The organism is Salinibacterium sp. NG253 (genome assembly GCF_015864945.1).
Classification (GTDB): Bacteria; Actinomycetota; Actinomycetes; order Actinomycetales; family Microbacteriaceae; genus Rhodoglobus.
Map to the genome: position 1 here is coordinate 1,793,770 of NZ_JADYWF010000001.1, position 25,333 is coordinate 1,819,102.

Genomic DNA, 25,333 nt, shown 5'->3' on the forward strand with positions numbered 1-25,333 from the left:
TAGCCATGTCAGCAGCAACAGAAGTAACCGACGCCAACTTTGAAGAACTCGTCATCAACTCAAAAGACACCATCATGGTGGACTTCTGGGCTGAATGGTGTGGCCCCTGTCGCGCAGTCGGCCCCATCCTTGACCAGATCGCCAGCGAAAACTCCGACAAGATCAAGATCGTCAAGCTCAACGTAGACGACAATCCGCAGATGGCCATGAAGTACCAGATCACCTCCATCCCCGCGATGAAGGTCTTCAAGGGCGGCGAGGTCGTCAAGACCGTTATCGGCGCAAAGCCGAAGCCTGCAATTGAAGCAGACCTCGCAGAGTTCCTGGCGTAAAGCTCAGTCTCTGCCGAAAGCCTCCGGCCTCCACTACTTGGTGGGTGTACGGAGGCTTTCGTATTTAACGCCCGTCAGACGCTCTGACTCAAGCCAGAGTTTGGTCGCGTCGACGTGCGAGTGTGAGGCTGCGTTCGACTCAACCAATACAGGAGCACCTCGATGCTCGTTACGGCTGCCGGGGCCAAAGAAATCGCCACCCTGCGCCGTGGGGTCGGTTGCGGCCCGCAGAGAGGGCCTCGCGCCTTGCCTCGGCGACTGAATACCCAAGAAAACCAGTGATTTGAGCGGGCGCAGATACCATCGATTGAAGAGGTGGTCGGCCAAGCCGGTGCCGGCGGTGCCGGGATGTGCGGCCACAGAGATCGCATCCACCCCGGTTGCTTCGAAGCGGCGTTGAAGCTCGTACGCGAAGAGAAGATTAGCGAGCTTGGAGCGACCGTAGGCGGCTCGGGGAGTGTACGAGCCGTTGTGGAACATCAGGTTGCCGAATTCCATGAACCCCCAGCGGTGAGCAAGGCTGGAAAGGCTGACTACTCGTGCACCCCGAGTTGCCTCGATGAGGTCCATCAGATGACCAGTCAAAGCGAAGTGACCGAGGTGGTTGGTGCCCAATTGCGATTCGAAGCCATCGATAGTGAGTTGGGCATCCGTCATCATGATTCCCGCGTTATTGACCAGAAGATCGAGGCGCGAATGTTTCCCGTGAAACATTTCACTAAAGCGACGGATGGATTCCAGATCGGCCAGATCGAGCAGCATCGTTTCAAGGGACACTGCACCAAGGTCATCGAGAAGCGCTTGGGTGGCGGCTTCGGCTTTCTCGGCGCTGCGCATCGTCATCACAACATGCGCCCCAGCTTTCAGAAGCGCCCGACTCGTCTCGAATCCGAGCCCCGAATTTGCCCCAGTCACGATGGCGACAGTGCCGGTGAGATCTCCGATGTCAGATTCAGTCCAGGTGGTGCGAGCGTTCACTGGTGTTCTCAATTTCATGGTCGTGTGCTGCGAATGTGATTCGGCGATCGTGACAGACTCGGCGCAAGGTCAGAGTAGATCTCATGATTTGAGCACGACTTTCTATGCATCGCCTTTGAACGTTGTTCGGAGCGAGGAAGTGTGAGGTTTGGTCGCGATCACCGCGTAAACGTCGCTCGGTTTCGAGTCCTCCGGGTGAAACGCCTATTGTTTAAAGTCAACCGAACGGGATTGCCCATGACAACACAGCCAAACAACCTTGACCAGTGGTTCGACCACTATGCAGATCGCGCCTCCGGCCTTGCGGCCTCTGAGGTCCGAGCGTTGTTTGCGGTGGCCTCGCGCCCCGAAGTTGTGTCTCTCGCCGGCGGCATGCCGTTTGTTTCCGCCCTGCCTCAAGACCTCATTACCGAGTCGATCGATCGTGTGATGCGCGATCGCGGTGCTGCCGCCCTTCAATATGGCTCCGGCCAGGGACTACCTGCGCTTCGCGAGCAAATCCTCGAAGTAATGGCTCTCGAGGGAATCCGTGCCAGCGTCGATGACGTTGTCGTCACGACTGGCTCACAGCATGCCCTTGAGCTCGTTACGAAACTCTTCATTAATCCCGGCGACGTCGTTATTGCCGAGGGCCCCAGCTACGTCACGGCAATGGTGGTTTTCAAGTCATTCCAGGCCGAGATTACACATGTCGAGATGGATGAGTTCGGCCTCGTTCCCGATTCGCTGCGGGCTCACATCGCCTCAGTGCGGGCCGCGGGCAAGACAATCAAGTTCTTGTACACGGTTCCGACCTTCAGCAACCCTGCTGGAGTCACTCTCAGCTGGGAACGACGTCTTGAAGTTCTAGAGATTGCCCGCGAAAACGGCATTCTGGTGCTCGAAGACAATCCCTACGGCCTCCTCTATTTCGATGGGCCGCCACCGCACGCGATGCGCTCAGTCGAAGAAGACGGTGTCGTGTATTTGGGCACATTCTCGAAGACCCTCGCTCCCGGTTTCCGGGTTGGTTGGGTGCTCGCTCCCCACGCGATTAGAGAAAAGCTCATTTTAGCGAATGAGGCGGCCGTGTTATCGCCGAGCTCGTTTACCCAGAACATCATTAGCGAGTACATGAATGTCTCTGATTGGAAGGGCCAGATCGACACCTTCCGTGGCGTCTACCGGGAACGTCGTGATGCCATGTTGGATGCCCTCGACGACTACCTGCCCGACCTCGAGTGGACTGTACCCAATGGTGGTTTCTACATCTGGGTCACGCTCCCCGATAACCTCGATTCGAAGTCGATGTTGCCGCGTGCGGTCAAGGAATTAGTGGCCTATACGCCAGGTACGGCCTTCTACGCGGATGGGAATGGGCGCAGCAATATGCGTCTGTCCTTCTGCTACCCGACGCCTGACTTCATTCGTGAGGGCATCCGTCGTCTCTCCACTGTGATCAACGGAGAACTTGAGTTGCTCAGCACCTTCTCGCAAACAGCCCCTCTCACGGTTGTGCCTCCCACACCGTCGATGATCAACCCTCCAGCCAACCTCAGCTAGGACACCTCATGAACGATTCACCCACTCGCGTCCTCGTTCTTGCTGGCGGAATCTCGCACGAACGCGACGTTTCCCTCCGGTCTGGTCGCCGCGTCGCCGACGGATTGCGCGCCCAGGGCAAGATCGTCGAGCTCCGGGATCCGGATGCCACCCTGCTTCCCTATATTCGGGAATCGAAGCCGGATGTCGTGTGGCCTGCTTTGCACGGTGCCAGTGGTGAAGATGGTGCTTTGCGCGGTCTTCTCGACCTCATCGGCATCCCTTATGTTGGATCGCGAGCGGATGCCGCGCGTCTCGCGTGGGACAAGCCCACCGCTAAGGCTCTAGTCTCGCGAGTAGGAGTGCGCACGCCGCTGTCGATCGCGTTGTCGCGGGACTCCTTCCGTGAACTTGGCGCCCACAGCATTCTCGATGAACTGGCCGATGAACTTTCGGGGGAACTCGTTGTGAAGCCCGCACAGGGTGGTTCCGCGCAGGGCGTCTCGATCGTTACCGATCGTTCTGACCTCCCGCAGGCCATGGTCAATGCCTACAACTACTGCGACGTAGCCCTCATCGAGCAGCGCATCACGGGGGTAGAAATCGCGATTGGAATCCTCGATAGCGGCATGGGCCCGGTTGCTCTGCCCGCCGTCGAGATCGAACCGGTCGATGGAGCCTACACATTCGAGGCTCGTTATAATGCTGGTCAGACCCGCTTTTATACTCCCGCCCGAATTTCCGAAGGTGAAGCTGACCGCGCGGCCGAAGCCGCTCTCGCAGCACATTCCGCGTTAGGTCTTCGCCACCTATCGCGCGTCGACATAATTGTGGATGGCGCCGGCACGCCTTGGTTCCTCGAGGCCAATGTGTTGCCCGGCCTCACCGAGACGTCGATTCTTCCCCAAGCCCTCGTCGCCGCGGGCCACGACCTCGGCTGGGTCTACGCTGCTCTCGCGGACATCGCGATGGAAGGTTAACCAGCGCATCATGCACCACCGCTAGGGGAATGCGCTCACTCTGAGCCCTCAACTTTTTACAGCCCAATTTGCAGCAGCCGGCGCGGTAGCGCCGCATTCGGTCCGCTAATCGACTGCGGGTTTAGTTGAGTTGAGGCGCCAGAACGCGGCGCCCAGCACCCTGCTTCTTTCGCCTCCGGCCGGGGACCGGTGGCCAGGTGCTTGGTGCTTGGTGCTTGGTGCTTGGTGCTTGGTGCTGGGTACTGGGTACTGGGTACTGGGTACTGGGTACTGGTAGCAGATTGTTGATTGTTGCGATTGCACAGCTCGTGGGCCGATCTACAAGCGTCCACGCCGGTAGTGTTTCACGTGGAACATTCGTGCTCACCCTACGAGGCTCAACGAACCTCGTGCAGGGGTTTCACGTGAAACATCGTTGTCCACAAAGTTACGGATTCGGTCAAGACTTCAATGTTTCACGTGGAACACTCGCGATCCCAACCCCGCGAATCAACGGGTCTGAACCATGGCGCCCGATAAACCCCGCAACTCCACACTCCCTTGAAGGCGGCCATGTGTCGTCGCGCAGAGTGATTTCCCTGCGTTAAGAAGCGAGAATCACGAGCCCCTTGTTGCAATCGGACATATCTCTGGCCTTGCACACCGAAACGAGAGATACCTTTAGCGCTGTCCGCTCACGCCGCTCCCACGTACAACTTGGGGCGGGGGAGTAGCGGCAGACCATCGGATCGACCAGCCATGTTGCACGTGCGCCGAAAAGAAGCGCGCGGACCAACACCGAATGTGCGAGGAGAATCTCTGTAGACACAAAGGCCCAAACATTCGCCGAAGCGCCGAGCAACAAGACACTCAGAAACGTCGACACTGAGAAACGTAGGCATCGAGCACTAGGCACTAGGCACAGAGCCCCACAAAGGACCACTGCTACAACTAACTCAGACGCGGCGCCGGGCCAGACCGCCTACCAACCCGCTGGAGCGGCGCAAAAACGGCTTAAGAGTTGAAGCCAGTATCGCCGAGTTCTTCGAGAATGCGGTTGAGGTCTGCGACCGTTGCGAAGTCGATTACGACTTGGCCCTTGCTCGCACCGAGCGAAACCTTCACTCGGGTGTTCAGTCGGTCGCCCAGGCGCTCTGCGATCTCATCGAGATGACCCTGCTTCTTGCCGCGTGACGGCTTTGAGCGAGGAGGCTTGGTCGATAAGGAGCCTGCAGCTGCTTCAGCGGCACGAACAGAGAGCTCCTCATTGACAATTTTCTCCGCCAAACGCTCCATTCCGGCGTTGTCAGGAAGCGATAAGAGCGCTCGCGCGTGTCCTGCGGACAGGACGCCAGCTGCTACACGGCGCTGAACGCTTTCTGGAAGGCGCAAAAGACGCAAAGTATTCGTAATTTGGGGCCGTGAGCGTCCAATTCGTTCACCCAGCTGTTCTTGGGTGATACCGAAGTCAGCTAAAAGCTGCTGGTACGCCGATGCTTCTTCCAAAGGGTTGAGATTTGCGCGGTGCAAGTTCTCGAGCAACGCATCGCGAAGCATGTCTTCATCTGCTGTGCTCTTAATCACAGCAGGAATTGTCGCCAAGCCCAAGTGCTTGCTCGCACGCAGACGACGCTCGCCCATGATCAGTTCGTATTGCGGTTGACCATCAATAGCACCAGCGAGGGGACGAACAACAATTGGCTGAAGCACGCCGATTTCGCGGATCGAGATAATAAGCTCTTCGAGTTCCTCTTGACGGAACTCAGTTCGTGGCTGGCGAGAGTTGGGAACGATATCAAGGGGAGAAAGGCTGGCTAGCCGCGCGCCAGGAACCGATCGAAGCTTGTCCGGTGTTAGCTCTCCTCCAGGAAAAAACACGTCGACGGGACGTTCTTCATTCTCATCCGAGGAGGGGATAAGAGCGCCGATTCCACGACCAAGCCCCGTACGTTTTGGTGCTGCCATTATTTGCGTGCTCCTCGGTAAGCAATCTCGGCCGCTGCTTCAAGGTAGGAGAGCGATCCGGGGGAGTTCTGGTCGTAACTGATGACACTTTGCCCGTAGCTGGGAGCTTCGGAAATCCTTACTGAGCGAGGGATGACCGTGGTCAATACCTGCTTGGGGAAGTGCTGCCGCACATCGTCCACAACCTGGTTAGCCAGATTGGTACGAGAGTCGTACATTGTCATCAAGATAGTCGATACCCGGAGACGAGGGTTCAAATGACGCTCGATGAGCTTGATATTGTTCAGCAGCTGGCTCAGACCCTCGAGCGCGTAGTACTCGCATTGAATGGGGATCAGCACTTCCTGCGCGGCTACGAAAGCGTTGATTGTAAGCAGGCCCAGTGACGGCGGGCAATCAATGAATACGTAGTGGAATGGCTCGGGCGTTTCCGCCAGAAAGGCATCCAATGAAGAACGTAGGCGTTGTTCACGAGCCACGAGCGAAACGAGCTCAATCTCCGCGCCGGCGAGGTGAATCGTGGCGGGTACGCAATAAAGAGCGTTGAACTCAGGGCTCTTTTGTACGACGTCGGCCATGGGCACATCGTTGATCATGACGTCATAAACACTTGGGGTCTCCGAGCGATGCTCCACACCAACAGCGGTTGACGCGTTGCCCTGAGGATCGAGATCGATGACTAAAACCCGTGCCCCGGTACGAGCGAGCGCGGCGGCAAGGTTCACCGTCGAGGTAGTTTTTCCGACCCCCCCCTTCTGGTTCGCGACGGTAAACACGCGAGGATGTTCAGGCAAGGGGAGTGAAGCGGACGCAACAGCTTCACGTCGGCGAGTCAGATCCGCGATTTCCCGCGCAAGCGGCGTGGTTTCATCGAACGACTTGCCTTGTTCGTTGACTTCGCTTTCGGGATGTTTCACGTGAAACTTTCTCTCAGGGTGGTGAAAAACGGGGAGTGTGAAGACTGCGCTGAGCGGACTCGAATCAGTCCACTCTAGCCCGAAAGACCCTAGTGATCTCGGGGGTGATTCCCTCGCCAAGAACGATCGACTCGACATCCTTCAGCCGCGCTTTACGAATGGCTTTAGATGCAGCTTCGATCTCTTCATCGATGCGCGCACCCTTCATAAAGACCATCTCTCCGCCAGGGGCCAAAAGATGCTCGGTTGAGGGGATGAGCTTGGAGAGAGCGGTGACCGCGCGGGCCGTAATCTGAGTCAATCCTTCAGCGTACGGAGCATCCTGCGAACGAGAACGATCGACCACAACATTCGAGAGGCCGAGGCGTTCGGACTCAGCATTGAGCCAATCGACTCGCCGCTCCATCGGTTCTATCAGCACAAATTCAACATCTGGTCGCGCAATCGCGAGAACCAATCCCGGAAGCCCTGCACCGCTACCGATGTCTCCGACAAGTCCTGGGCGAAGCAGGGGAGCGACGAGCACACAGTTAATAATGTGTCGAGTCCATAGACGTGGCACTTCAAGCGGACCAATTAGTCCAAGTTCCTCGCCGCGGAGAGCAAGGCTCTCCGTATACGCTCGCGCGACATCGATACGAGAGCCAAAGAGTTCAGCTGCTATCTCAGGCTCGCGCTCAAGCCCCAACTCATCCGTCAATGTTTCACGTGAAACTATGAACGGGTAATGACCGTGTGACGGTCGCGACCCTCGCCGCTTGATTGCGAGACGAAACCGCGCTCCGCAACAACATCGTGAACAAGCTTGCGCTCGTACGACGACATCGCGGGGAGTGCTGCAGAATCTGCGCCGGCCTCAATGCGCTCAACGGCAGTATCTACGAGCTTCGACAACTCAGCAGCACGAGCCTCACGCGAACCGCCGATATCAAGAATCAAACGCGAGAATGCACCTGTCTTGTTCTGAACCGCGATGCGAGTGAGTTCCTGAAGAGCCGTCACAGTCTCGGGCTTAGACAACAACCGGAGGTTCGTGTCCTCGCTCGATGTCACGGAAACGTACGAGCGTCCGGCACGAGCATCAATCTCGATGTCGCCATCAAGATCAGCGATATCCAGCAGTTCTTCGATGTAGTCGGCGGCAATATCGCCTTCTTCCTCGAGTTGCGCGGTCGTGCGGTCGTCACGATCCTCCACAGGAGCGGACTCGACTGCGGTGGTGTCAATATCAGAAACGTTCGTCATTTCTTCTTTCCCTGCTTCTTCTTTGCGCGGTTCTTACTTACAGGTTGATCCCGCTGCACGTTCTTAGGTTCTTCAATCACAGCAGTTCCGGAGTCGGATTCGGGAGCTTCTTCGATGATTCCCTTGCGCTGATTACGTTTTGCTAAACGAGCTTCGCGAGCGAGCGCCGCTTCACTGCCAGGAGTAGGCATGTTGCGAATCACGAGGAACTGCTGACCCATCGTCCAGAAGTTGGAAACGAGCCAGTAGAACATAACGCCCAGCGGGAAGGTGAACCCAGAGAAGGCAAAAACGAGGGGGAGTAGGTACAACATGATCCGCTGCTGGCGGTACATGGGGCTTGCCTTCATTTCAGCCGACTGGTTCTTCGACATGATCTGAAGCTGTGTAATGAATTGTGAACCGGTCATGAGGATGACCATGATCACTGCAGTAACGATGACCGCGGTGTTGCCGTCTGCCGTGCTGATTGCTAGGTGCAGGGGAGCGATGTTGAAAAGTGACGAAGTTCCGAAGGATTCTGAGAGCTCAGCGTTGAGGAGGCCAACACCAGGAGCGTTTCCCTCGAGCTGTGCATTGCGCAGCACCGAAAAGAGCCCGAAGAAGATCGGCATCTGCAGAAGAAGAGGGAGGCACGAACTAAACGGGTTGGTTCCCGCGTCCTTGTACATCGCCATCGTTTCGCGAGACATCGCCTCACGAGAAAACTGATCCTTCTTGCCTTTGTACTTGTCCTGGATCTTCTTGAGCTGTGGCGCGACTTCCATCATGCGTCGCTGACTCTTGATCTGGCGAACAAAGACCGGAATCAAAGCTGCGCGCACAACCAAGACGAGACCGACGATCGAAAGAACCCAGGTCAGGCCGGCATCCGCATCCATTCCGAAGAATGTAAGGACTTCGTGGAAGGCCACGAGGATTGCCTCGATCACCCACTTGATCGGCCAAAGCAGACTGCCAAAGAAAGCAAAAAGATCCATGAAGTAGTTAGCCCCTTTCGTGGCTTGCGGCTACAACAAAGCCGAACCGAGTGATCTGGTAGCGGTCGTGCCGGCGAACCGGGATGTCATCGATTCCGCCTTCGGCCCACGGGTGGCAACGAAGAAGTCGACGAGAACCAAGCCACACACCACGGACAACACCGTGTTCCTGAATTGCTTGAAGTGTGTAGTGAGAGCACGAAGGGTAATACCGGCAGACATCACCGTAGAGAGGTGAAATCACTGCTCGATAAAACCGCAAGACAAGGACACACACGTTGCGCGGAAGGAGCATCGCAAATGTCACGACGGAACTCATACCTTCACCACGATGCGGTCGATCCCTTCTGCAATCTCAGCCTGAAGCGTAGTGCACGCAGCTTGCTCAGAACCTGCCAGCGCACGAACCACAATGTCTACGTTCGACTGGACGTGAGGAAGAAGCTGAGCGGCAGCAGCACGAAGCCGACGCCGAACTCGATTGCGTACAACCGCATTGCCTACCGCTTTAGAAACAATGAAACCAAAGCGAACGCTCTGAGACCGCTCATTGTTCACAATGTGGACAACGCAGTGCGGTGCTGTGAAACGACGACCGCGACGCACAGCCAAGCGAAAATCGCTAGGAAGCGCCACACGGTTTGCCTTAGACAGCACCGGACGAGATTACGCGGAGAGTTCGGTGCGTCCCTTGCGGCGACGAGCACTCAAGATCGAGCGACCGGCACGGGTACGCATACGCAGACGGAAACCGTGAACCTTCGCGCGGCGACGGTTGTTGGGCTGAAAAGTTCTCTTGCTCATAGCTATATCTCCAAGGCCCAGCTCTAGCAGCCGGGAAGAATTGGTAGGCCCAAGGGCCAGAAGTCAACTGATTAAAACTACGGCGTTAAACGGGTGCGGTCAAACCACACTTTCTGCAACGGCGCATTATCCACACAGAATACATCCTTATTGGTAACGACATGCTGTGGACAACTACGATGACTATCAGTGCACAACGGCCAAAAGACCGCAGTATTTCAGCGAGAATAGCTGTACTCACCAGTGGATAAGCCTGTGAGTAAATACTGCCAAGGGATGGGAAAAGAATGTCGGAAACACCCGACCCGACTAAAGGACTGTGGCAAACAGTTCTGACACACCTCAACGGTGATGAGCGAATTACCCCTCAACTGCAGGGATTCGTGAACCTGGTTGAACCAAAAGGCGTCATGGCCGGCACTCTCTATCTCGAGGTTCCCAACGAGCTGACGCGGGGGATGCTCGAACAACGACTGCGCCAGCCGTTCATCGATGCGATCGCCGCTCTCGACGACGAACATGGAATTTCGAATTTCGCCACAGTGGTCAATCCTGAAATCCAACAGGATGCCCTTTCTCAAGACATACCGCGTACCGAGCAGCCCTACATTGAACCAACTCCACAAAAGCCCGTCGAAACATCAACGCCTCGACGCGGCGATTCACGGCTCAATCCCAAATACAGTTTTGACAACTTCGTTATTGGTGGATCCAACCGCTTCGCTCACGCAGCAGCAGTGGCTGTCGCCGAAGCACCAGCAAAGGCCTACAACCCGCTCTTCATCTATGGCGAGTCCGGGCTTGGCAAGACTCACTTGTTGCATGCCATAGGTCACTATGCCGAGAGCCTCTACCCGGGAATCCGGGTGCGTTACGTGAGTTCCGAAGAATTCACCAATGACTTCATCAACTCAATCGCTAATAACCGCGCGTCAGTATTTCAGTCTCGCTATCGTGAGATCGACATTTTGCTGATCGATGACATCCAGTTCCTTCAAGGTAAGGACTCCACTCAAGAAGCGTTCTTCCACACCTTCAACACCCTTCACGATCACAACAAGCAAGTGGTCATCACCAGCGACCTGCCTCCGAAACACCTCACCGGTTTTGAAGACCGGATGCGGTCGCGATTCGAATGGGGCCTCATCACCGACGTGCAGGCGCCCGACCTTGAAACGCGAATCGCCATTCTTCGCAAGAAGGCCCAGAGCGAGAAGATGCAGGTGGGCAACGACATCCTCGAATTCATGGCATCGAAGGTCTCGTCAAACATTCGTGAGCTCGAAGGAACGTTGATTCGAGTTACCGCGTTCGCGAGCCTCAACCGTACCGAAGTCGACATGGCTCTTGTTCAGACCGTGCTGAAAGATCTCATCACTCTTGATGAAGACAACGTCATCGCGCCGGTCGACATCATCAATCACACCGCTGACTACTTCAAGCTTTCCGTCGACGACCTTTATGGCTCGTCTCGTTCGCAAGCAATTGCAACCGCGCGTCAGATCGCTATGTATCTCTGTCGTGAAATGACGAACCTCTCGTTGCCCAAGATTGGACAGCTGTTTGGAAATCGAGACCACACCACAGTGATGTACGCGAATAAGAAGATCACTGAGCTCATGAAGGAGCGTCGCTCGATCTATAACCAGGTCACTGAGCTCACAAGTCGCATCAAACAAAACCAGCGTTTCAGCCAGAAATAGGTTTTCCCACTTGGGGATAACTTGGGGATAACCCTCCCAACTCGCCGGAAAGATTGTTGACCACAAGAATTTTTCTGTGGAATCAAGAATTCGTGTCATTCGAGTTTCCACGAAGAGTGCGAGTGTTCTCCACTGGCCGTCAACAACTCACACCGATGTAGTTTCCAGTAATTACATGAATTTGGAAGAGTTATTCACACAATCCACAACGGTTAAGAGTGTGACCTTTAAAGAATGAAATTTGAATCCCAAATAACCTGTAGTTCGCAAGTGGATTGGCTGTGCCAGTATTAACGGCCAGAGCTTGATCCGGTTAGGGGTAGTTCATGAAGTTTCAAGTCAATCGTGACGTCTTCAGCGAGGCGGTTTCGTTCGCGGTAAAACTGCTGCCGCAACGCACAACGCTGCCGATTTTGAGCGGTGTCTTGATCGAAGCTACCGATGAGGGCCTCACGCTTTCGTCTTTTGACTACGAGGTTTCCGCACGGACACAGATCCTCGCTGAGGTCGAAGAACCTGGTCGCGTGTTGGTTTCTGGCAAGCTTTTGGCTGATATTGCCAGCAGACTTCCCAATGCTCCTGTGCGTTTTAGCACCGAAGACAACAAAATCACCGTCGCCTGTGGCACCGGCCATTTCACCTTGTCGAGCATGCCGGTTGAAGAATATCCCTCACTTCCGCAGATCTCCGACAAGGTGGGAACGCTCAAGGCTGACCTCTTCGCCGCCGCTATTTCTCAGGTCGCCGTTGCTGCATCACGCGACGACGTCACGCCCGTCATCACCGGTGTGCAGCTCGAGGTTTCTGAAAATAACATCTCGCTTGTTGCCACCGACCGCTACCGAGTAGCCGTTCGCGACATCGAATGGGATGCCGGTGCATCCGGAGTCGAAGCTGCAACCGCATTGGTGCCAGCCAAGACTTTGGTCGAAGTTGGAAAGACTTTCGGCAACAGCGGCGAGATTTCCGTTGCGATCACGAGTTCCGACGAACGTGAACTCATTGCGTTCCAGGCGGACAAGAAAACTGTGACCTCGTTGCTCATCAAGGGAAACTTTCCACCGGTTCGCCGACTTTTTCCCGAGACTGTGGATAACTTCGCTGTCATGAATACTGGCGAGCTCATTGAAGCCGTTCGTCGAGTGTCCCTCGTGCTCGAGCGGGAAGCTGCTCTGCGCTTTACTTTCACGACCGAGGGCGTCACTTTGGAAGCAATCGGGTCTGAACAAGCACAGGCATCCGAAACCATCGACGCGTTCCTCACGGGCGACGACACCGTGGTCTCACTCAAACCGCAGTTCTTGATCGATGGCTTGAGTTCGGTTCATTCCGAATTTGTGCGCATTTCGTTCACTAAGACCGAAAACCCGAACAAGCCTGGCCCGGTGCTCATTACGAGCCAGTCATCGAAGGATCAGCCAGGCAGCGACAACTACAAGTACCTGTTGCAGCCCAACCTTTTGTTGAGGTAATCCATGGCGGAAACTATGCATGTCGGAATCATTGGCCTCGGAAAAATGGGCGGCAACATGCGCGAGCGCATGCGAGCCGCCGGTCTCACAGTGACCGGGTACGACCCCAATCCTGAGGTTAGCGATGTGGTTGAGCTGACCGACTTGGTGGATGCGTTGCCGGCCCCCCGCATTGTGTGGGTCATGGTCCCTTCCGGCACGATTACGGATTCTGTGATTACCGATGTCGCGGCATTGCTCACACCTGGTGATCTCGTCATCGATGGTGGAAACACTCGGTTTACTGATGACCAACTTCACCGTGATCAGCTCGAAGAATTCGATCTTTCCTTCGTGGATGTTGGAGTCTCTGGTGGAATCTGGGGACTTGAAAACGGCTACGGGCTGATGGCCGGTGGAAATAAGACGGATATCGAACGAGCCATGCCGATCTTCGATGCTCTTCGCCCCGAAGGCCCGCGCGAAGAGGGTTTTGTTCATGCTGGCCCCGTTGGTGCAGGTCACTACGCCAAGATGGTCCACAACGGCATCGAATATGCCCTCATGCAGGCCTGGGCCGAGGGCTTTGAACTACTGGACAGCCGCAAGGATCTCATCGAAGACGTTCCCGGCACCTTTAAAGCCTGGCAGCGAGGAACAGTTGTTCGCTCCTGGTTGCTTGAACTTCTCGTGAAAGCTCTCGAAGAAGATCCCGAATTCGCTGATATTGCTGGCTACGTCGAGGATTCGGGGGAGGGCCGTTGGACTGTACACGAGGCTCTCAATCAAGCCGTTGCTGTTCCGACGATTAGTGCCGCAATTTTTGCACGTTTTGTTTCTCGTCAAGAAGACTCCCCTTCCATGAAGGCGGTCGCCGCTCTCCGTAACCAGTTCGGCGGGCATAGCGTCCGCAAGAGCTAAGTTTCGCCGCAATGCGTGTAACTCATGTGGAGCTCAAAGATTTCCGTAATTACAAGGGCCTGACTCTAGAACTGGGCGCGGGACCGACACTCATCGTAGGTTCCAATGGCCAGGGTAAAACGAATCTGGTTGAGGCTCTTGGATTCTTGAGCACACTCGGTTCACACCGCGTCTCGACTGATCACGCCATGGTTCGGCAATCAACAGATGCCGCAATTGTGCGAGTGCGCCTCGAACATAATGAACGAAAATTTTTGGCCGAAGTGCAGATCAATCGTTCTGGGGCTAACCGTGCTCAGATCAATCGTTCAGTCATCCGTACCCGCGAACTTCCACGCTATTTTTCCAGTGTTCTCTTCGCGCCGGAGGATTTGGCGCTCGTGCGCGGCGAACCCTCCGGGCGGCGTCGATTTATCGATGAGCTTCTCGTGCTTCGCTCTCCACGATTCAGCGGAGTAATGAGCGACTACGAACGTGTCGTGAAGCAACGCAACATGCTGCTGAAATCAGCACGGGCATCCGGCGTTCGAGACGCCCAGTTGAGCACTCTTGATGTGTGGGATGAACGGCTCGTGGCCTTTGGTGCCGAAATCATCAGCGCCCGGAGTGCCTTGGTTGCTGATCTGAGCCCCGAAGTGTCCCTTGCTTACGAACGTATCGTCGGTGCAGATCACGGGGCATCGCTCGCCAATTCGTTGAGCATCATTTCTCGTCAGGACGACCCAGAAAACGCCGTAGCCACTAGCGCGGTCGGTGAAATAATTTCGGTCGCTGACGCGACGGCAGCATTCACGGCGGCCCTGGCCTCCGTACGAAAAGCAGAACGTGATCGAGCGATTACCTTGGTCGGGCCGCACCGAGACGACCTGATCTTCGGACTCAACGGGTTGCCAGCGCGAGGGTATGCCAGCCACGGCGAATCGTGGTCGTTCGCACTCGCGCTGAAGCTGGCATCCGCTGAACTGCTGCGTCGCGATTCTTCGGCAGGCGACCCGGTGCTTATTTTGGATGATGTCTTTGCAGAGCTCGACCAATCTCGTCGCGAAAGACTTGCAACTTCGATCGCAGGTTTTGAGCAAGTTCTCATTACCGCTGCGGTATTCGGCGATGTTCCGGCGGAGCTTGCGGCGAATGTAGTGCGCATCAGCGCCGGCGAGGTGATTGACGATGAATGACCGGGATCCTGCGGTGGATGAACACGTTGCGGTTTATCTCAGATTTCGCGATGTTTTCGGTGACGCCAGCAAACGTTCGTATATGGCGCGCAAGCGTAATCGCAAGGAGCCGGGAACGAGCGTTCCTTTTGCCCCCGGTCGCGATCCGCACGGACTTGGCGATGTGATGGATAACCTCACGATGAGCATGGGGTGGAGCTCTCCCTTGGCTCGCTCTGAATTGATTCTTGCCTGGACCACAATTGTCGGCGCCGAAACCGCGGAACACTCGGAGCCGATCGGGATTGAAGAGGGAGTGCTGACCATTCGGTGCGATTCCACCGCGTGGGCAACCCAACTTCGACTCATGCGTGGACACATCACAACGACGATCGCTCAACAGCATCCGGAAGCCGGTGTGGAATCCGTGCGCTTTGAAGGGCCCAACGCCCCTTCGTGGAAAAGAGGCCCCAGATCAATTCCAGGTAGGGGCCCGCGAGATACTTACGGCTAGGAAGGCAAAATAGGTCACGCTACTAAAGAAACTCCCGCAGAAGGCAATTTGAGCGCCGCGGCCTCTCGGAATTTGGTAGAATCTCAGAAGCCGTCGGACGCGCCTCCTCAGGGAGTTATCCGCTCTGAATGGCCAGCGTGAACTAGCGGCAGGAGCCTAACTTCAGATGACATCGACGCCCGAGAACGACGTGCCCGAAAGCCATATCATTGCCAACGGTCATGTTGCCGCTGACAGTTACGGTGCCGATCAGATCCAGATCCTTGAGGGTCTCGAGGCCGTGCGCAAGCGCCCCGGTATGTACATCGGTTCGACCGGCCCCCGCGGTCTCCACCACCTTGTATATGAGGTTGTGGATAACTCTGTGGATGAGGCTCTCGCGGGTTACTGCGACAACATCAACATTTGGCTTCGCAAAGACGGTTCGGTTCGCGTTCGCGACAACGGCCGCGGTATTCCGGTCGATCTTAACCAGCAGGAGCAGAAGTCCACTGTTGAAGTGGTTATGACGATCCTGCATGCCGGTGGAAAATTTGGTGGCGGTGGCTACGCCGTCTCCGGTGGACTCCACGGTGTTGGTATTTCTGTAGTGAACGCACTCTCGGCAGAAATCGACACCGAGGTTCGTCGTCAGGGACACGTCTGGCGGATGAGCTTCGCTAACGGTGTGCCGACAGGTCCCCTTGCCCAGGGCGAAAGTACCGACGAAACAGGTACCCAGCAGACTTTCTGGCCGAGCAAGGAGACTTTCGAAACAGTCGAGTTCGACTTCGAAACTCTGCGCGCGCGCTTCCAGCAGATGGCATTCCTTAACAAGGGACTGCGCATCACTATCACTGATGAACGTGGCGAAGACGAGATTTTCGAGAGCTACATGTACGAGCGTGGACTTGTTGACTACGTGGAGTACTTGAACAAGACGAAGAAGAACGAACTCATCCACCCGGATGTCATCGCCTTTGAATCGGAAGACACCGAGAAGAGGATTTCGCTCGAAGTCGCGATGCAGTGGACGGCGGGATACTCCGAAAGTGTTCACACCTACGCCAACACCATCAACACTCACGAGGGTGGAACCCACGAAGAGGGTTTCCGCGCTGCGCTCACCACTCTGGTGAACCGCTATGCGCGTGAGAAGAACATCATCAAGGAAAAGGACGACAACCTTTCTGGTGATGACGTGCGTGAGGGGCTGACCGCCGTCATCTCAATCAAGCTGGGCGAGCCCCAGTTTGAAGGCCAGACCAAAACCAAGCTCGGTAACACCGAAGCGAAAGCATTCGTTCAGCGAATCGCTGGACAGCAGCTCGGTGACTGGTTCGACCGCAACCCCACGCAGGCCCGCGATGTTATTCGCAAGGCCATTCAGGCATCCCAAGCACGACTCGCTGCCCGTAAGGCGCGCGAACAGACTCGCCGTAAGGGTTTGCTTGAGTCGAGTGGAATGCCCGGAAAGCTGCGCGACTGCTCGAGCAAAGACCCGTCACTGTCTGAGATCTTTATGGTTGAGGGTGACTCGGCCGGCGGTTCCGCCGTTCAGGGTCGCAACCCCGAATTCCAGGCAATCCTCCCGCTGCGAGGCAAAATCTTGAACGTCGAGAAGGCGCGCCTCGATCGCGCTCTCGGCAACGCCGAAGTCCAAGCAATGATTACTGCGTTCGGCGCTGGTGTCGGCGAAGACTTCGACCCCGAGAAGGCTCGGTACCACAAGATCGTTTTGATGGCTGATGCTGATGTTGATGGTCAGCACATCACGACGCTGCTTCTCACTCTGCTCTTCCGCTACATGCGTCCGCTGATCGATTTGGGTTACGTGTACTTGGCGCAGCCCCCGCTCTACCGCCTCAAGTGGAGCAATGCGCAACACCAGTACGTGTACAGCGATGCTGAGCGCGACGCCCTGACCGAAATGGGTCTCGCGGAGGGCAAGCGCATGCCGAAGGACAACGGCATCCAGCGTTACAAGGGTCTTGGTGAGATGGACTACAAGGAACTGTGGGAAACCACGATGGACCCTGCCACTCGCACGCTTCTTCAAGTCACCCTCGATGACGCTGCCGCGGCAGACGAAATCTTCTCGACCCTCATGGGCGAAGACGTTGAGTCTCGCCGAAACTTTATCCAGCGCAACGCCAAAGACGTCCGCTTCTTAGACATCTAGCTCGCTACGAGCACACGGCGCCCGCACTCGCGACTGACACAGACTGGAATTGACACTTAATGGCTGACGAAGAAACTCCGAAGAAGACCTTCGAGGATGCACCTCTAGACGACCGGCACGACAAGATTAACCAGGTCGATCTTCAACTGGAGATGCAGCGCTCCTACCTCGACTATGCGATGAGCGTCATCGTGGGTCGTGCGCTTCCTGAGGTGCGCGATGGTTTGAAGCCTGTGCACCGTCGTGTTATTTACGCGATGTACGACGGTGGCTACCGCCCAGACAAGGGTTTCTCCAAGTGCACCCGCGTCATCGGTGATGTCATGGGGCAGTTCCACCCGCACGGTGACTCGTCGGTCTACGATGCCCTCGTTCGTTTGGTTCAGCCGTGGAGCCTTCGTTATCCATTGGCCCTAGGCCAAGGAAACTTCGGATCTCCCGGTAACGATGGTGCTGCTGCCCACCGTTACACGGAAACAAAAATGGCTCCGCTCGCCATGGAAATGGTGCGGGACATTGAAGAAGACACCGTCGACTTCCAAGACAACTATGACGGCCGCACCCAAGAGCCGACGGTTCTTCCTAGCCGTTTCCCGAACCTGCTCGTCAATGGTTCCGTGGGTATCGCGGTCGGTATGGCTACGAACATTCCGCCGCACAATCTCCGCGAAGTTGGCGAGGGTGCCCTCTGGCACTTGGCTAACCCGGATGCTTCTCACGAAGAGCTCGTAGAGGCGCTAATTCAGCGCATCAAGGGGCCTGACTTCCCGACCGGCGCGCAAATTCTGGGTGTCAAGGGAATTCAGGATGCGTACCGCACGGGTCGTGGTTCGATCACGATGCGCGCTGTCGTGAATGTCGAAGAACTTCAGGGTCGCACGTGCCTCGTCGTCACCGAGCTCCCGTACCAGGTGAACCCCGACAATCTGGCACTGAAAATCGCCGACCTCGTCAAGGACGGCAAGCTCGCCGGCATCGCCGACATCCGCGACGAGACCTCGGGTCGTACCGGCCAGCGCCTCGTCATCGTGCTGAAGCGCGATGCTGTGGCGAAGGTTGTTCTCAACAACCTCTACAAGCACACGCAGCTGCAGGAAAACTTCGGCGCGAACATGCTCGCGATTGTCGATGGCATCCCGCGCACGCTCTCGATTGATGGCTTCATCACTGAGTGGGCTACCCACCAGATCGAAGTGATCGTTCGCCGCACCGAGTTCCGCCTGCGTAAGGCTGAAGAACGTGCCCACATCTTGCGTGGTTACCTCAAGGCTCTGGACGCCCTCGATGAGGTCATTGCCCTCATCCGCCGTTCGCCCACCGTTGAAGATGCGCGCAACGGCTTGATTGATCTCCTCGACATCGATGAGATTCAGGCCCGCGCAATTCTCGACATGCAGCTGCGTCGACTCGCGGCCCTTGAGCGCCAGAAGATCATCGACGAGCACGATGCTATCGAGCTCGAAATTGTTGAGTTCAAGGCAATCATTGCGAGCAAAGAACGCCAGAGCAACATCGTCAGTGAAGAACTGACGGAGTTGCTCGCCAAGTACGGCGACGATCGCCGTACCGAAATCATGATGGGTTTCGATGGCGACATGAGCATGGAAGACCTCATCCCCGAAGAGGAGATGGTGGTTACTGTGACGCGCGGCGGTTACGTCAAGCGCACCCGCAGCGACAACTACCGCAGCCAGCACCGCGGTGGCAAGGGAGTCAAGGGCGCACAACTTCGGGCCGATGACATTGTTGACCACTTGTTCGTCACCACGACGCACCACTGGTTGTTGTTCTTCACGAACACCGGCCGCGTGTACCGCGCCAAGACCTACGAGCTGCAAGAGGGTGGCCGGGATGCCAAGGGGCAGCACGTTGCCAACTTCTTGGCGCTGCAGCCCGGCGAAGAGATCGCTCAGATTCTCGACATCCGTGACTATGAGCAGTCCACGTACCTAGTTCTTGCAACGCTCAAGGGTCTCGTCAAGAAGACCGCGTTGGCGGAATATGACACCAACCGCAGCGGTGGCATCATCGCTGTGAATCTGCGGGAAGGCGATGAACTCGTGTCGGCCCTGCTGGTGGAGAACACCGACGACGTTTTGTTGGTTTCGCGTAAGGGAATGTCTATTCGCTTCACGGCATCCGATGAAGCACTGCGCCCCATGGGTCGTTCAACGTCGGGTGTGATGGGGATGAGCTTCCGAGAGGATGACCAACTGCTCAGCGCGAGCGTGGTTCCCGACAGTGGCTTCGTGTTCGTCGTCACGGAGGGTGGCTTCGCTAAGCGCACTGCTGCCGACCAATACCGCGTTCAGGGTCGTGGTGGTTTGGGTATCAAGGTTGCCAAACTTGACGGCACTCGTGGCGACTTGGCCGGTGCTTTGATGGTCGGGGATGAGGACGAAGTTCTTGTGGTTCTTGCCAGTGGCAAGGTGGTACGCTCATCTGTCGCTGAGGTTCCGGCCAAGGGCCGTGACACCATGGGAGTGGTTTTTGCCCGCTTCGCAGCGGATGACAAGATCATTGCAATCGCACGAAACAGCGAACGAAATCTAGAGAAAAAAGAACTTGAAGCTGGGAACGATAGTGTTCCAAGCGAAGATGCCCCTGCTGGGAAGGACGAGTCGGTAGATGAGTAGTGTCGCAGAGAAGCTGCAGCGCAAGTCGCAGCGCCAAACATCGGTAAAACAGGTTCGCCTGAAGCTGGTGTACATCGACTTCTGGTCGGCCGTTAAGTTCTCATTCCTAGTAGCAGTGTCGTTAGGAATTGTTCTCGTGGTGGCATCGCTTCTGGTGTGGATCGTGCTGAACTCCACCGGAATTTTCGGAAAGGTCGATGAGATCTTCCGGGATATTTTGAGTGACGAAACCTTCAGCGTGGCGACAACGTTCTCGCTTGCCCAGGTCGGAGGATTCTCGCTGGTCGTTGCCATCTTGAACGTTTTGATCGGTACTGCACTCGGCGCAATTTCGAGTATGCTTTATAACTTCAGCGTTCGACTTACTGGCGGAATCCTCGTGGGTTTCACTAACAACTAGTCGATTACGCCAAACGGTCAGAATGCGATACTCTCGTATCTGCCCAACGGGGGTATAGCTCAGGCGGTTAGAGCGCTTCGCTGATAACGAAGAGGTCCGTGGTTCAAGTCCACGTACCCCCACTGGAATCTCCACAAGAGGTTCCTTAAATTGGGGCCTTAGCTCAATTGGTAGAGCGCCTGCTTTGCAAGCAGGAGGTCAGGGGTTCGATTCCCCTAGGCTCCACAGCAAGAACAAAAACCCCGGCCAGTCTTCTGGCCGGGGTTTTTGCATGTCTGGGGAGCGCAACCGCAGTGCGGGGCGACGTAGCTGATGAGACCGAAATGATCGCGGCCGCAGGCGGGCGTTGCAACCGTGAACTTCTCCACTTCGGGGAAGCGCGCGCAATTCTCCTCCTGCGGCGCTTACACAGCGAGCAAGGCCGCTGTGGAAGGTGTCTCACGCTCGCGCGACGCCGCTTCAGCGTCTGGGGCAGCCACAGGATGTCGCGGAGGTAGTTTCTTTTCTCGCGGGCCCTGCACGGTGGATCAATGGCCACGTTCTCTTCGCGACCGGCGGACTTGCGTAGCAAGGTCAGCGCACGACAAAAAAGTTCTGGCCCGGTTCGTTGCGAACCGGGCCAGAACTTTTAGAGGTTGGAGCTACACCGTGTGCGGTGTGACGCTGCGGAAGGCTACGCCGTCTCTGCTTCGTCGTCGATCCAGAGGTCATCATCCGCGCGAAGTGTTTGCCACGCGGCATACGCGACGCCCACTGCAGCAACGACGCCAATGCCAATGAGGATGTAGCGACCGAAGCCGGCAGACTTGGGCTGGGGTTGTGCCTTCATCAGCCCGGTCTTCTCGCCAGCGGTCGCAGCGAGACCCGAAACGCGAGCGAACGCATCCCGAACCTGCTGGTTCTTGGCTACCTCGAGAGCTGCAAGGGCTGTGCCGAGCGCTGACGTGACAGCAGGCAACACATCACCCTTGACCTTGGAGCGGGTGCTCTCGGCCACTGAGCGAGCTCCAGCAACGGATGACGACACAACGGGCTTCACCCGGGAGTCGATCGTGTTGTGAATCTTGGGGCTGACTTCTTCGCGGGCGTAACTGGCGGCCTGATGGCTCGCCTCTCGTACAACCGCAGAAGCGTGATCAAGCAGCTCCTTTTGGTCGGCCCACAGGTCTTCAGCTTGACCTTTCAAGCGCTTGAGTTCTTTCCGGCGTTTGCGAGTTAGTGCCACGGGAAACCTCCAAAGATGGTCGAACGGTGAGTCCATACTGCCATGGCCTCTTCTGTGTGCGCACTGCTTTGCCTGTGAGCCCCCTGAATAACGAGGATCTGAGGCTCAGGTTCGCTATGTAAGAATTGACCTTATGTCTCAACACACCGCAGTTGCCACGATCAAGACAAACCTCGGAGAAATCCGTCTCAACCTCTTCGGCAACCACGCGCCGAAGACCGTTGCTAACTTCGTTGGTCTCGCCAAGGGCGATATCGAATGGACCCACCCCGCCACCGGCCAGAAGACCACAGCGCCTCTCTACGACGGCGTCATCTTCCACCGCATCATCAAGCAGTTCATGCTTCAGGGCGGCGACCCCCTGGGCAAGGGCATCGGCGGCCCCGGCTACAACTTCGACGACGAAATCCACCCCGAGCTCGACTTCTCGGCTCCCTACATCCTCGCCATGGCGAACGCCGGAACGCGCGGAGGCAAGGGAACCAACGGTTCGCAGTTCTTCATCACCACGGTTGCTACCCCCTGGCTTCAGGGCAAGCACACCATCTTCGGTGCTGTTGCTGACGACGAGTCGCGCAAGGTAGTCGACGCAATCGAAGCCGTCGACACCGATGGCAGCGACAAGCCCCTCACCGACATCGTCATCGAGTCCGTCACGATCGACGAGGTCTAACCTTCGTGACCACATCCCCGGATGCCAGCGGCAACTATTGCTACCGGCATCCTGACCGGCAAAGTTTTACACTCTGCCAACGATGTGGGCGCACCGTATGCCCCAGCTGCCAAACGCAGGCAGCTGTGGGCGTACATTGCCCCGAGTGCATTAAAGAAGCCCGCGCTAACGGGCCGAAGCGCAAACCTGTTCTGGTTCGCGCAGCTCGAGCCTCCCAGGGCAAACCCGTAGTCACATACACGCTGATCGGTCTCACTGTCGCAATCTTCTTGCTGCAGCTAATTCCGGGTCTCGGCGTGACTCAAGCGCTCGTGTACTATCCGCCTCTGACGGCTATTGAGCCGTGGCGGATGATTACTTCGGCCTTCCTGCATTCAACAAGCAGCATCTTCCACCTCGGCTTCAATATGTTCACGCTCTTCATCTTTGGGCGCGTGCTGGAGATTCCGCTGGGGAGAGCGCGGTTCATCGCGCTCTATCTGATTAGCGCGTTGGGTGGCTCTGTCGCCGTACTGCTGCTTGCACCGACCTCGGTCGTGTTGGGCGCATCCGGATCGATCTTTGGAATCGTTGCAGCGTTCTTCGTGATTCAGCGCCGTATGGGTGTGAACAACCGCGTGCTGCTGATCGTGCTCGTGATCAACCTCGTCGCCGGCTTCATTCCCGGATTGAACATCTCGTGGCAGGCCCACGTGGGTGGACTCGTCACGGGTGCCGTTCTCGCGCTTATCTTCGTGCGCCAAAGGAATAAGCGATCCGCCAATTCGGAGATCGCGTTAGTGGCCCTCGTCGTCGCGGCTTTGATCAGCCTGACACTGCTGCGGATCTTCGTTCTATAGCTGACTAAAAGTTATCCACAGGGTTATTAACACTGGGTATAACTACACGCGTGTAATTTCTAACGCCAGCGTGTTGTCATCAGGAATCCGACGAAGAGGATTCCGAATCCGACCAGGATGTTCCAGCTGCCGAGCGATGCAATAGGCAACTGCTGGTTGCTCACATAGAAGACGATGATCCACGCGAGCCCGATCAGCATGAAGCCAAACATGACGGGCTTGAACCAGACCGCGTTGGGGGCGTCTTCAGCGGGACGCGACGATGATTTTTCTGCAGAGTTACGGGCCATGGGAGAGATTCTAGCGCGAACGCCCTGAGTGCTGAACGGCCGCGCGGAAACCAGCCAGAGTCTGCGGATAGAATTGCGCTTATGGTTCTCGAAGACGGCCGCCGCGTGCGGCGCAGTGCGAAGCCCCGCCGCCCTATCTCTTTCATTGGTGTGCTCGGTGAAATCTTCATCACCGCCGGCGTAATTGTGCTGCTCTTTCTTGTCTGGCAGACCTGGGTAAACAGCTATTTCGTCAGCAATGCACAGCGCGATGACGCTCTCGAGCTCAGCCAAGAGTGGAGCAAGGGCGAAGCTGTCACGCTGGCGCCGGATGAGCGTGCCGACCCCGGTGTGCCCGTGGTCGATGAAGCTCCCGGACAAGCAGTCGCCTTCGGCACGTTGATCGTTCCGCGTTTTGGCGAGGACTATGCAGTTCCGATCGCCGAAAGCGTGAGCCTCTACAGCGTGCTCAATGCACAAGGCGTTGGCCACTACACCGGAACCCAAATGCCCGGCGAGGTCGGCAACTTTGCGGTTGCTGCTCACCGCACCGGCTACGGTGACCCCTTCTTCGATATCAACAAGCTTCAGCTCGGTGACAGCATTTATGTTGAGACCGAAGCCGGTTGGTACCGCTACGTTTACCGTTCTCTTGAATATGTTCTGGCATCCGGTGTTGGAGTTCTTGAGCCTGTTCCTCAGTTCGGGGGAGCAGCGGCCAGCGATCGCATCATGACGCTCACGAGCTGCAACCCCATCCACACCGCCGACGAGCGCATCATCGCCTACGCGGTGTACGACACTTGGTATCCGCGATCTGAGGGTGCCCCCTCGGAGATCTCGGCGATCGCCCTTAATCTCGAAGGAGCTGGCTAATGTACGCTGCCCTCTGGCGGGTGCTTCCGGGACCCGCAATTATTCGCGTTCTCCTGTTGTTGGTGATGGCCGCGGCCATCGTGGCTGCCCTCTTCATGTGGGTATTCCCTTGGGCCTTGCCGCTGGTGACTCCACTGGATGCGACGGTGCAACAGTGACCCGCATCCTCGTCGTTGATAACTACGACAGCTTTGTGTACACGCTCAACGGGTATCTGCTTGAGCTCGGCGCTACCACCGAGGTCGTGCGAAACGACGCTTTCAGCGCGGATGACGCGGCCGCCGTTCTCGCGGACTACGACGCGGTGCTGCTCTCGCCTGGTCCGGGCACTCCGGCCGACGCTGGAGTGAGCATCCCTATCGTGCACGCAGCTCTCGCCTCGGGCACCCCGCTGCTAGGAGTGTGTCTCGGGCATCAGGCGATTGCTGAGGCTCTCGGCGCCACAGTTACTCACGCGGCTGAGCTCATGCATGGCAAGACGTCGCAAATCGAACATGATGACAGTCTCATCTTCCGCGATATGCCTCAGCCGTTCACCGCTACGCGGTATCACTCGCTTGCCATCGTTGATGGCACTGTGCCTGATGACCTCGTGGTCACTGCTCGCACGCATGACGGAATCATCATGGGAGTGCAGCACGCAACGCAGCCTGTGTACGGAGTGCAGTTCCACCCCGAGTCTGTGCTCACCGAGGGTGGTTACTTAATGCTCGGTAACTGGTTGTCTCGCGTCGGGATGGCTGAAGCGCCCGCACTAGCGAAGACGCTGACGCCCCTCGTTCACAACTAGGGAGCGTCGGCAGACGCCAC

Annotated in this window: 28 protein-coding genes and 2 tRNA genes; 19 read left to right on the forward strand and 11 right to left on the reverse strand. The window is 56.7% G+C overall.

What is annotated here, in order from left to right; all coding sequences use genetic code 11:
* The first annotated feature begins 5 nt into the window (after nt 1-5).
* A complete protein-coding gene (gene trxA, locus I6E52_RS08595; protein WP_197106872.1) occupies nt 6-332 on the forward strand; it encodes a thioredoxin in 327 nt (108 codons plus the stop codon).
* 33 nt (nt 333-365) lie between these two features.
* Here the strand turns inward: trxA and I6E52_RS08600 are convergent, their stop codons facing one another.
* Nucleotides 366-1,310, reverse strand: a complete 945-nt coding sequence (locus I6E52_RS08600) for an oxidoreductase (protein WP_197156368.1) — start codon at nt 1,308-1,310, stop codon at nt 366-368.
* A gap of 237 nt (nt 1,311-1,547) precedes the next feature.
* Here I6E52_RS08600 and I6E52_RS08605 point away from each other — a divergent pair, with 237 nt between their 5' ends.
* Both I6E52_RS08605 and I6E52_RS08610 read left to right on the forward strand, forming a co-directional pair.
* Nucleotides 1,548-2,852: a PLP-dependent aminotransferase family protein gene (locus I6E52_RS08605; protein ID WP_197156370.1), complete on the forward strand. Its 1,305-nt coding sequence runs from the start codon at nt 1,548-1,550 to the stop codon at nt 2,850-2,852.
* Nucleotides 2,853-2,860: 8 nt separating this feature from the next.
* Nucleotides 2,861-3,811, forward strand: coding sequence for a D-alanine--D-alanine ligase (locus I6E52_RS08610; protein WP_197122311.1), 951 nt, complete (start codon nt 2,861-2,863; stop codon nt 3,809-3,811).
* Nucleotides 3,812-4,804: 993 nt separating this feature from the next.
* Here I6E52_RS08610 and I6E52_RS08615 read toward each other — a convergent pair.
* From I6E52_RS08615 to rpmH, 8 genes are all read right to left on the reverse strand, one after another.
* Entirely contained in the window at nt 4,805-5,755 is a 951-nt protein-coding gene (locus tag I6E52_RS08615) for a ParB/RepB/Spo0J family partition protein (protein ID WP_197156372.1), read from the reverse strand.
* A complete protein-coding gene (locus I6E52_RS08620; RefSeq protein WP_307842456.1) occupies nt 5,755-6,672 on the reverse strand; it encodes a ParA family protein in 918 nt (305 codons plus the stop codon). Before I6E52_RS08620 ends, I6E52_RS08615 begins: the two co-directional genes overlap by 1 nt.
* Nucleotides 6,673-6,736: 64 nt before the next feature.
* A complete protein-coding gene (rsmG, locus tag I6E52_RS08625) occupies nt 6,737-7,372 on the reverse strand; it encodes a 16S rRNA (guanine(527)-N(7))-methyltransferase RsmG (protein WP_197156373.1) in 636 nt (211 codons plus the stop codon).
* Nucleotides 7,373-7,386: 14 nt separating this feature from the next.
* Entirely contained in the window at nt 7,387-7,917 is a 531-nt protein-coding gene (locus I6E52_RS08630) for a R3H domain-containing nucleic acid-binding protein (RefSeq protein WP_197156375.1), read from the reverse strand.
* A complete protein-coding gene (gene yidC / locus I6E52_RS08635) occupies nt 7,914-8,897 on the reverse strand; it encodes a membrane protein insertase YidC (protein ID WP_197156377.1) in 984 nt (327 codons plus the stop codon). Before yidC ends, I6E52_RS08630 begins: the two co-directional genes overlap by 4 nt.
* Before the next feature lie 7 nt (nt 8,898-8,904).
* Nucleotides 8,905-9,216, reverse strand: coding sequence for a membrane protein insertion efficiency factor YidD (gene yidD, locus I6E52_RS08640; protein WP_197156379.1), 312 nt, complete (start codon nt 9,214-9,216; stop codon nt 8,905-8,907).
* Nucleotides 9,213-9,554, reverse strand: coding sequence for a ribonuclease P protein component (gene rnpA, locus I6E52_RS08645; RefSeq protein ID WP_197122299.1), 342 nt, complete (start codon nt 9,552-9,554; stop codon nt 9,213-9,215). Before rnpA ends, yidD begins: the two co-directional genes overlap by 4 nt.
* A gap of 9 nt (nt 9,555-9,563) precedes the next feature.
* Nucleotides 9,564-9,701, reverse strand: a complete 138-nt coding sequence (rpmH, locus tag I6E52_RS08650; protein WP_055810406.1) for a 50S ribosomal protein L34 — start codon at nt 9,699-9,701, stop codon at nt 9,564-9,566.
* Nucleotides 9,702-9,988: 287 nt separating this feature from the next.
* Between rpmH and dnaA the strand changes: the two genes are divergently transcribed.
* From dnaA to I6E52_RS14330, 11 genes are all read left to right on the forward strand, one after another.
* Entirely contained in the window at nt 9,989-11,404 is a 1,416-nt protein-coding gene (gene dnaA, locus I6E52_RS08655) for a chromosomal replication initiator protein DnaA (protein ID WP_197122297.1), read from the forward strand.
* A 326-nt stretch (nt 11,405-11,730) separates the two neighbouring features.
* Nucleotides 11,731-12,876 carry a DNA polymerase III subunit beta gene (dnaN, locus tag I6E52_RS08660; RefSeq protein WP_197122295.1) on the forward strand — a complete coding sequence of 382 codons (1,146 nt, stop codon included), beginning with the start codon at nt 11,731-11,733 and terminating at the stop codon, nt 12,874-12,876.
* A 15-nt stretch (nt 12,877-12,891) separates the two neighbouring features.
* Complete coding sequence (gene gnd, locus I6E52_RS08665; RefSeq protein ID WP_197157055.1) at nt 12,892-13,776, forward strand: phosphogluconate dehydrogenase (NAD(+)-dependent, decarboxylating); 885 nt, start codon at nt 12,892-12,894, stop codon at nt 13,774-13,776.
* A gap of 11 nt (nt 13,777-13,787) precedes the next feature.
* Complete coding sequence (gene recF, locus I6E52_RS08670) at nt 13,788-14,951, forward strand: DNA replication/repair protein RecF (RefSeq protein ID WP_197156381.1); 1,164 nt, start codon at nt 13,788-13,790, stop codon at nt 14,949-14,951.
* Entirely contained in the window at nt 14,944-15,444 is a 501-nt protein-coding gene (locus I6E52_RS08675; protein WP_197122291.1) for a DUF721 domain-containing protein, read from the forward strand. Before recF ends, I6E52_RS08675 begins: the two co-directional genes overlap by 8 nt.
* Before the next feature lie 166 nt (nt 15,445-15,610).
* Nucleotides 15,611-17,605 carry a DNA topoisomerase (ATP-hydrolyzing) subunit B gene (gene gyrB, locus I6E52_RS08680; RefSeq protein WP_197156383.1) on the forward strand — a complete coding sequence of 665 codons (1,995 nt, stop codon included), beginning with the start codon at nt 15,611-15,613 and terminating at the stop codon, nt 17,603-17,605.
* 59 nt (nt 17,606-17,664) lie between these two features.
* Entirely contained in the window at nt 17,665-20,241 is a 2,577-nt protein-coding gene (gene gyrA, locus I6E52_RS08685; protein ID WP_197156385.1) for a DNA gyrase subunit A, read from the forward strand.
* A complete protein-coding gene (locus I6E52_RS08690) occupies nt 20,234-20,641 on the forward strand; it encodes a DUF3566 domain-containing protein (RefSeq protein WP_197122285.1) in 408 nt (135 codons plus the stop codon). Before gyrA ends, I6E52_RS08690 begins: the two co-directional genes overlap by 8 nt.
* A gap of 48 nt (nt 20,642-20,689) precedes the next feature.
* A tRNA-Ile gene (locus I6E52_RS08695) sits at nt 20,690-20,763 on the forward strand.
* 30 nt (nt 20,764-20,793) lie between these two features.
* A tRNA-Ala gene (locus I6E52_RS08700) sits at nt 20,794-20,866 on the forward strand.
* Between the two features lie 208 nt (nt 20,867-21,074).
* Nucleotides 21,075-21,209 carry an SDR family oxidoreductase gene (locus tag I6E52_RS14330; protein WP_307842457.1) on the forward strand — a complete coding sequence of 45 codons (135 nt, stop codon included), beginning with the start codon at nt 21,075-21,077 and terminating at the stop codon, nt 21,207-21,209.
* A 105-nt stretch (nt 21,210-21,314) separates the two neighbouring features.
* Here the strand turns inward: I6E52_RS14330 and I6E52_RS08710 are convergent, their stop codons facing one another.
* The gene (locus I6E52_RS08710) at nt 21,315-21,866 is read right to left on the reverse strand and encodes a hypothetical protein (protein ID WP_197122279.1); all 552 of its coding nucleotides are present in this window, start codon (nt 21,864-21,866) and stop codon (nt 21,315-21,317) included.
* A gap of 133 nt (nt 21,867-21,999) precedes the next feature.
* On the opposite strand from I6E52_RS08710, the gene I6E52_RS08715 reads away from it, so the two are divergent.
* The gene (locus I6E52_RS08715) at nt 22,000-22,539 is read left to right on the forward strand and encodes a peptidylprolyl isomerase (protein WP_197122277.1); all 540 of its coding nucleotides are present in this window, start codon (nt 22,000-22,002) and stop codon (nt 22,537-22,539) included.
* Between the two features lie 350 nt (nt 22,540-22,889).
* Nucleotides 22,890-23,378 carry a rhomboid family intramembrane serine protease gene (locus tag I6E52_RS14565; protein WP_307842458.1) on the forward strand — a complete coding sequence of 163 codons (489 nt, stop codon included), beginning with the start codon at nt 22,890-22,892 and terminating at the stop codon, nt 23,376-23,378.
* 59 nt (nt 23,379-23,437) lie between these two features.
* On the opposite strand, the gene I6E52_RS08725 is transcribed toward I6E52_RS14565, so the two are convergent.
* The gene (locus I6E52_RS08725; protein WP_197109161.1) at nt 23,438-23,668 is read right to left on the reverse strand and encodes a cell division protein CrgA; all 231 of its coding nucleotides are present in this window, start codon (nt 23,666-23,668) and stop codon (nt 23,438-23,440) included.
* Nucleotides 23,669-23,749: 81 nt separating this feature from the next.
* Between I6E52_RS08725 and I6E52_RS08730 the strand changes: the two genes are divergently transcribed.
* The 3 genes from I6E52_RS08730 to I6E52_RS08740 are packed head-to-tail and all read left to right on the forward strand — an operon-like array spanning nt 23,750 to nt 25,313.
* The gene (locus tag I6E52_RS08730) at nt 23,750-24,523 is read left to right on the forward strand and encodes a class E sortase (protein WP_197156389.1); all 774 of its coding nucleotides are present in this window, start codon (nt 23,750-23,752) and stop codon (nt 24,521-24,523) included.
* Complete coding sequence (locus tag I6E52_RS08735) at nt 24,523-24,681, forward strand: hypothetical protein (protein ID WP_197122269.1); 159 nt, start codon at nt 24,523-24,525, stop codon at nt 24,679-24,681. The genes I6E52_RS08730 and I6E52_RS08735 overlap by 1 nt, the downstream gene beginning before the upstream one ends.
* A complete protein-coding gene (locus tag I6E52_RS08740; RefSeq protein WP_197156391.1) occupies nt 24,678-25,313 on the forward strand; it encodes a gamma-glutamyl-gamma-aminobutyrate hydrolase family protein in 636 nt (211 codons plus the stop codon). Before I6E52_RS08735 ends, I6E52_RS08740 begins: the two co-directional genes overlap by 4 nt.
* The last annotated feature ends 20 nt before the right edge of the window (nt 25,314-25,333 follow it).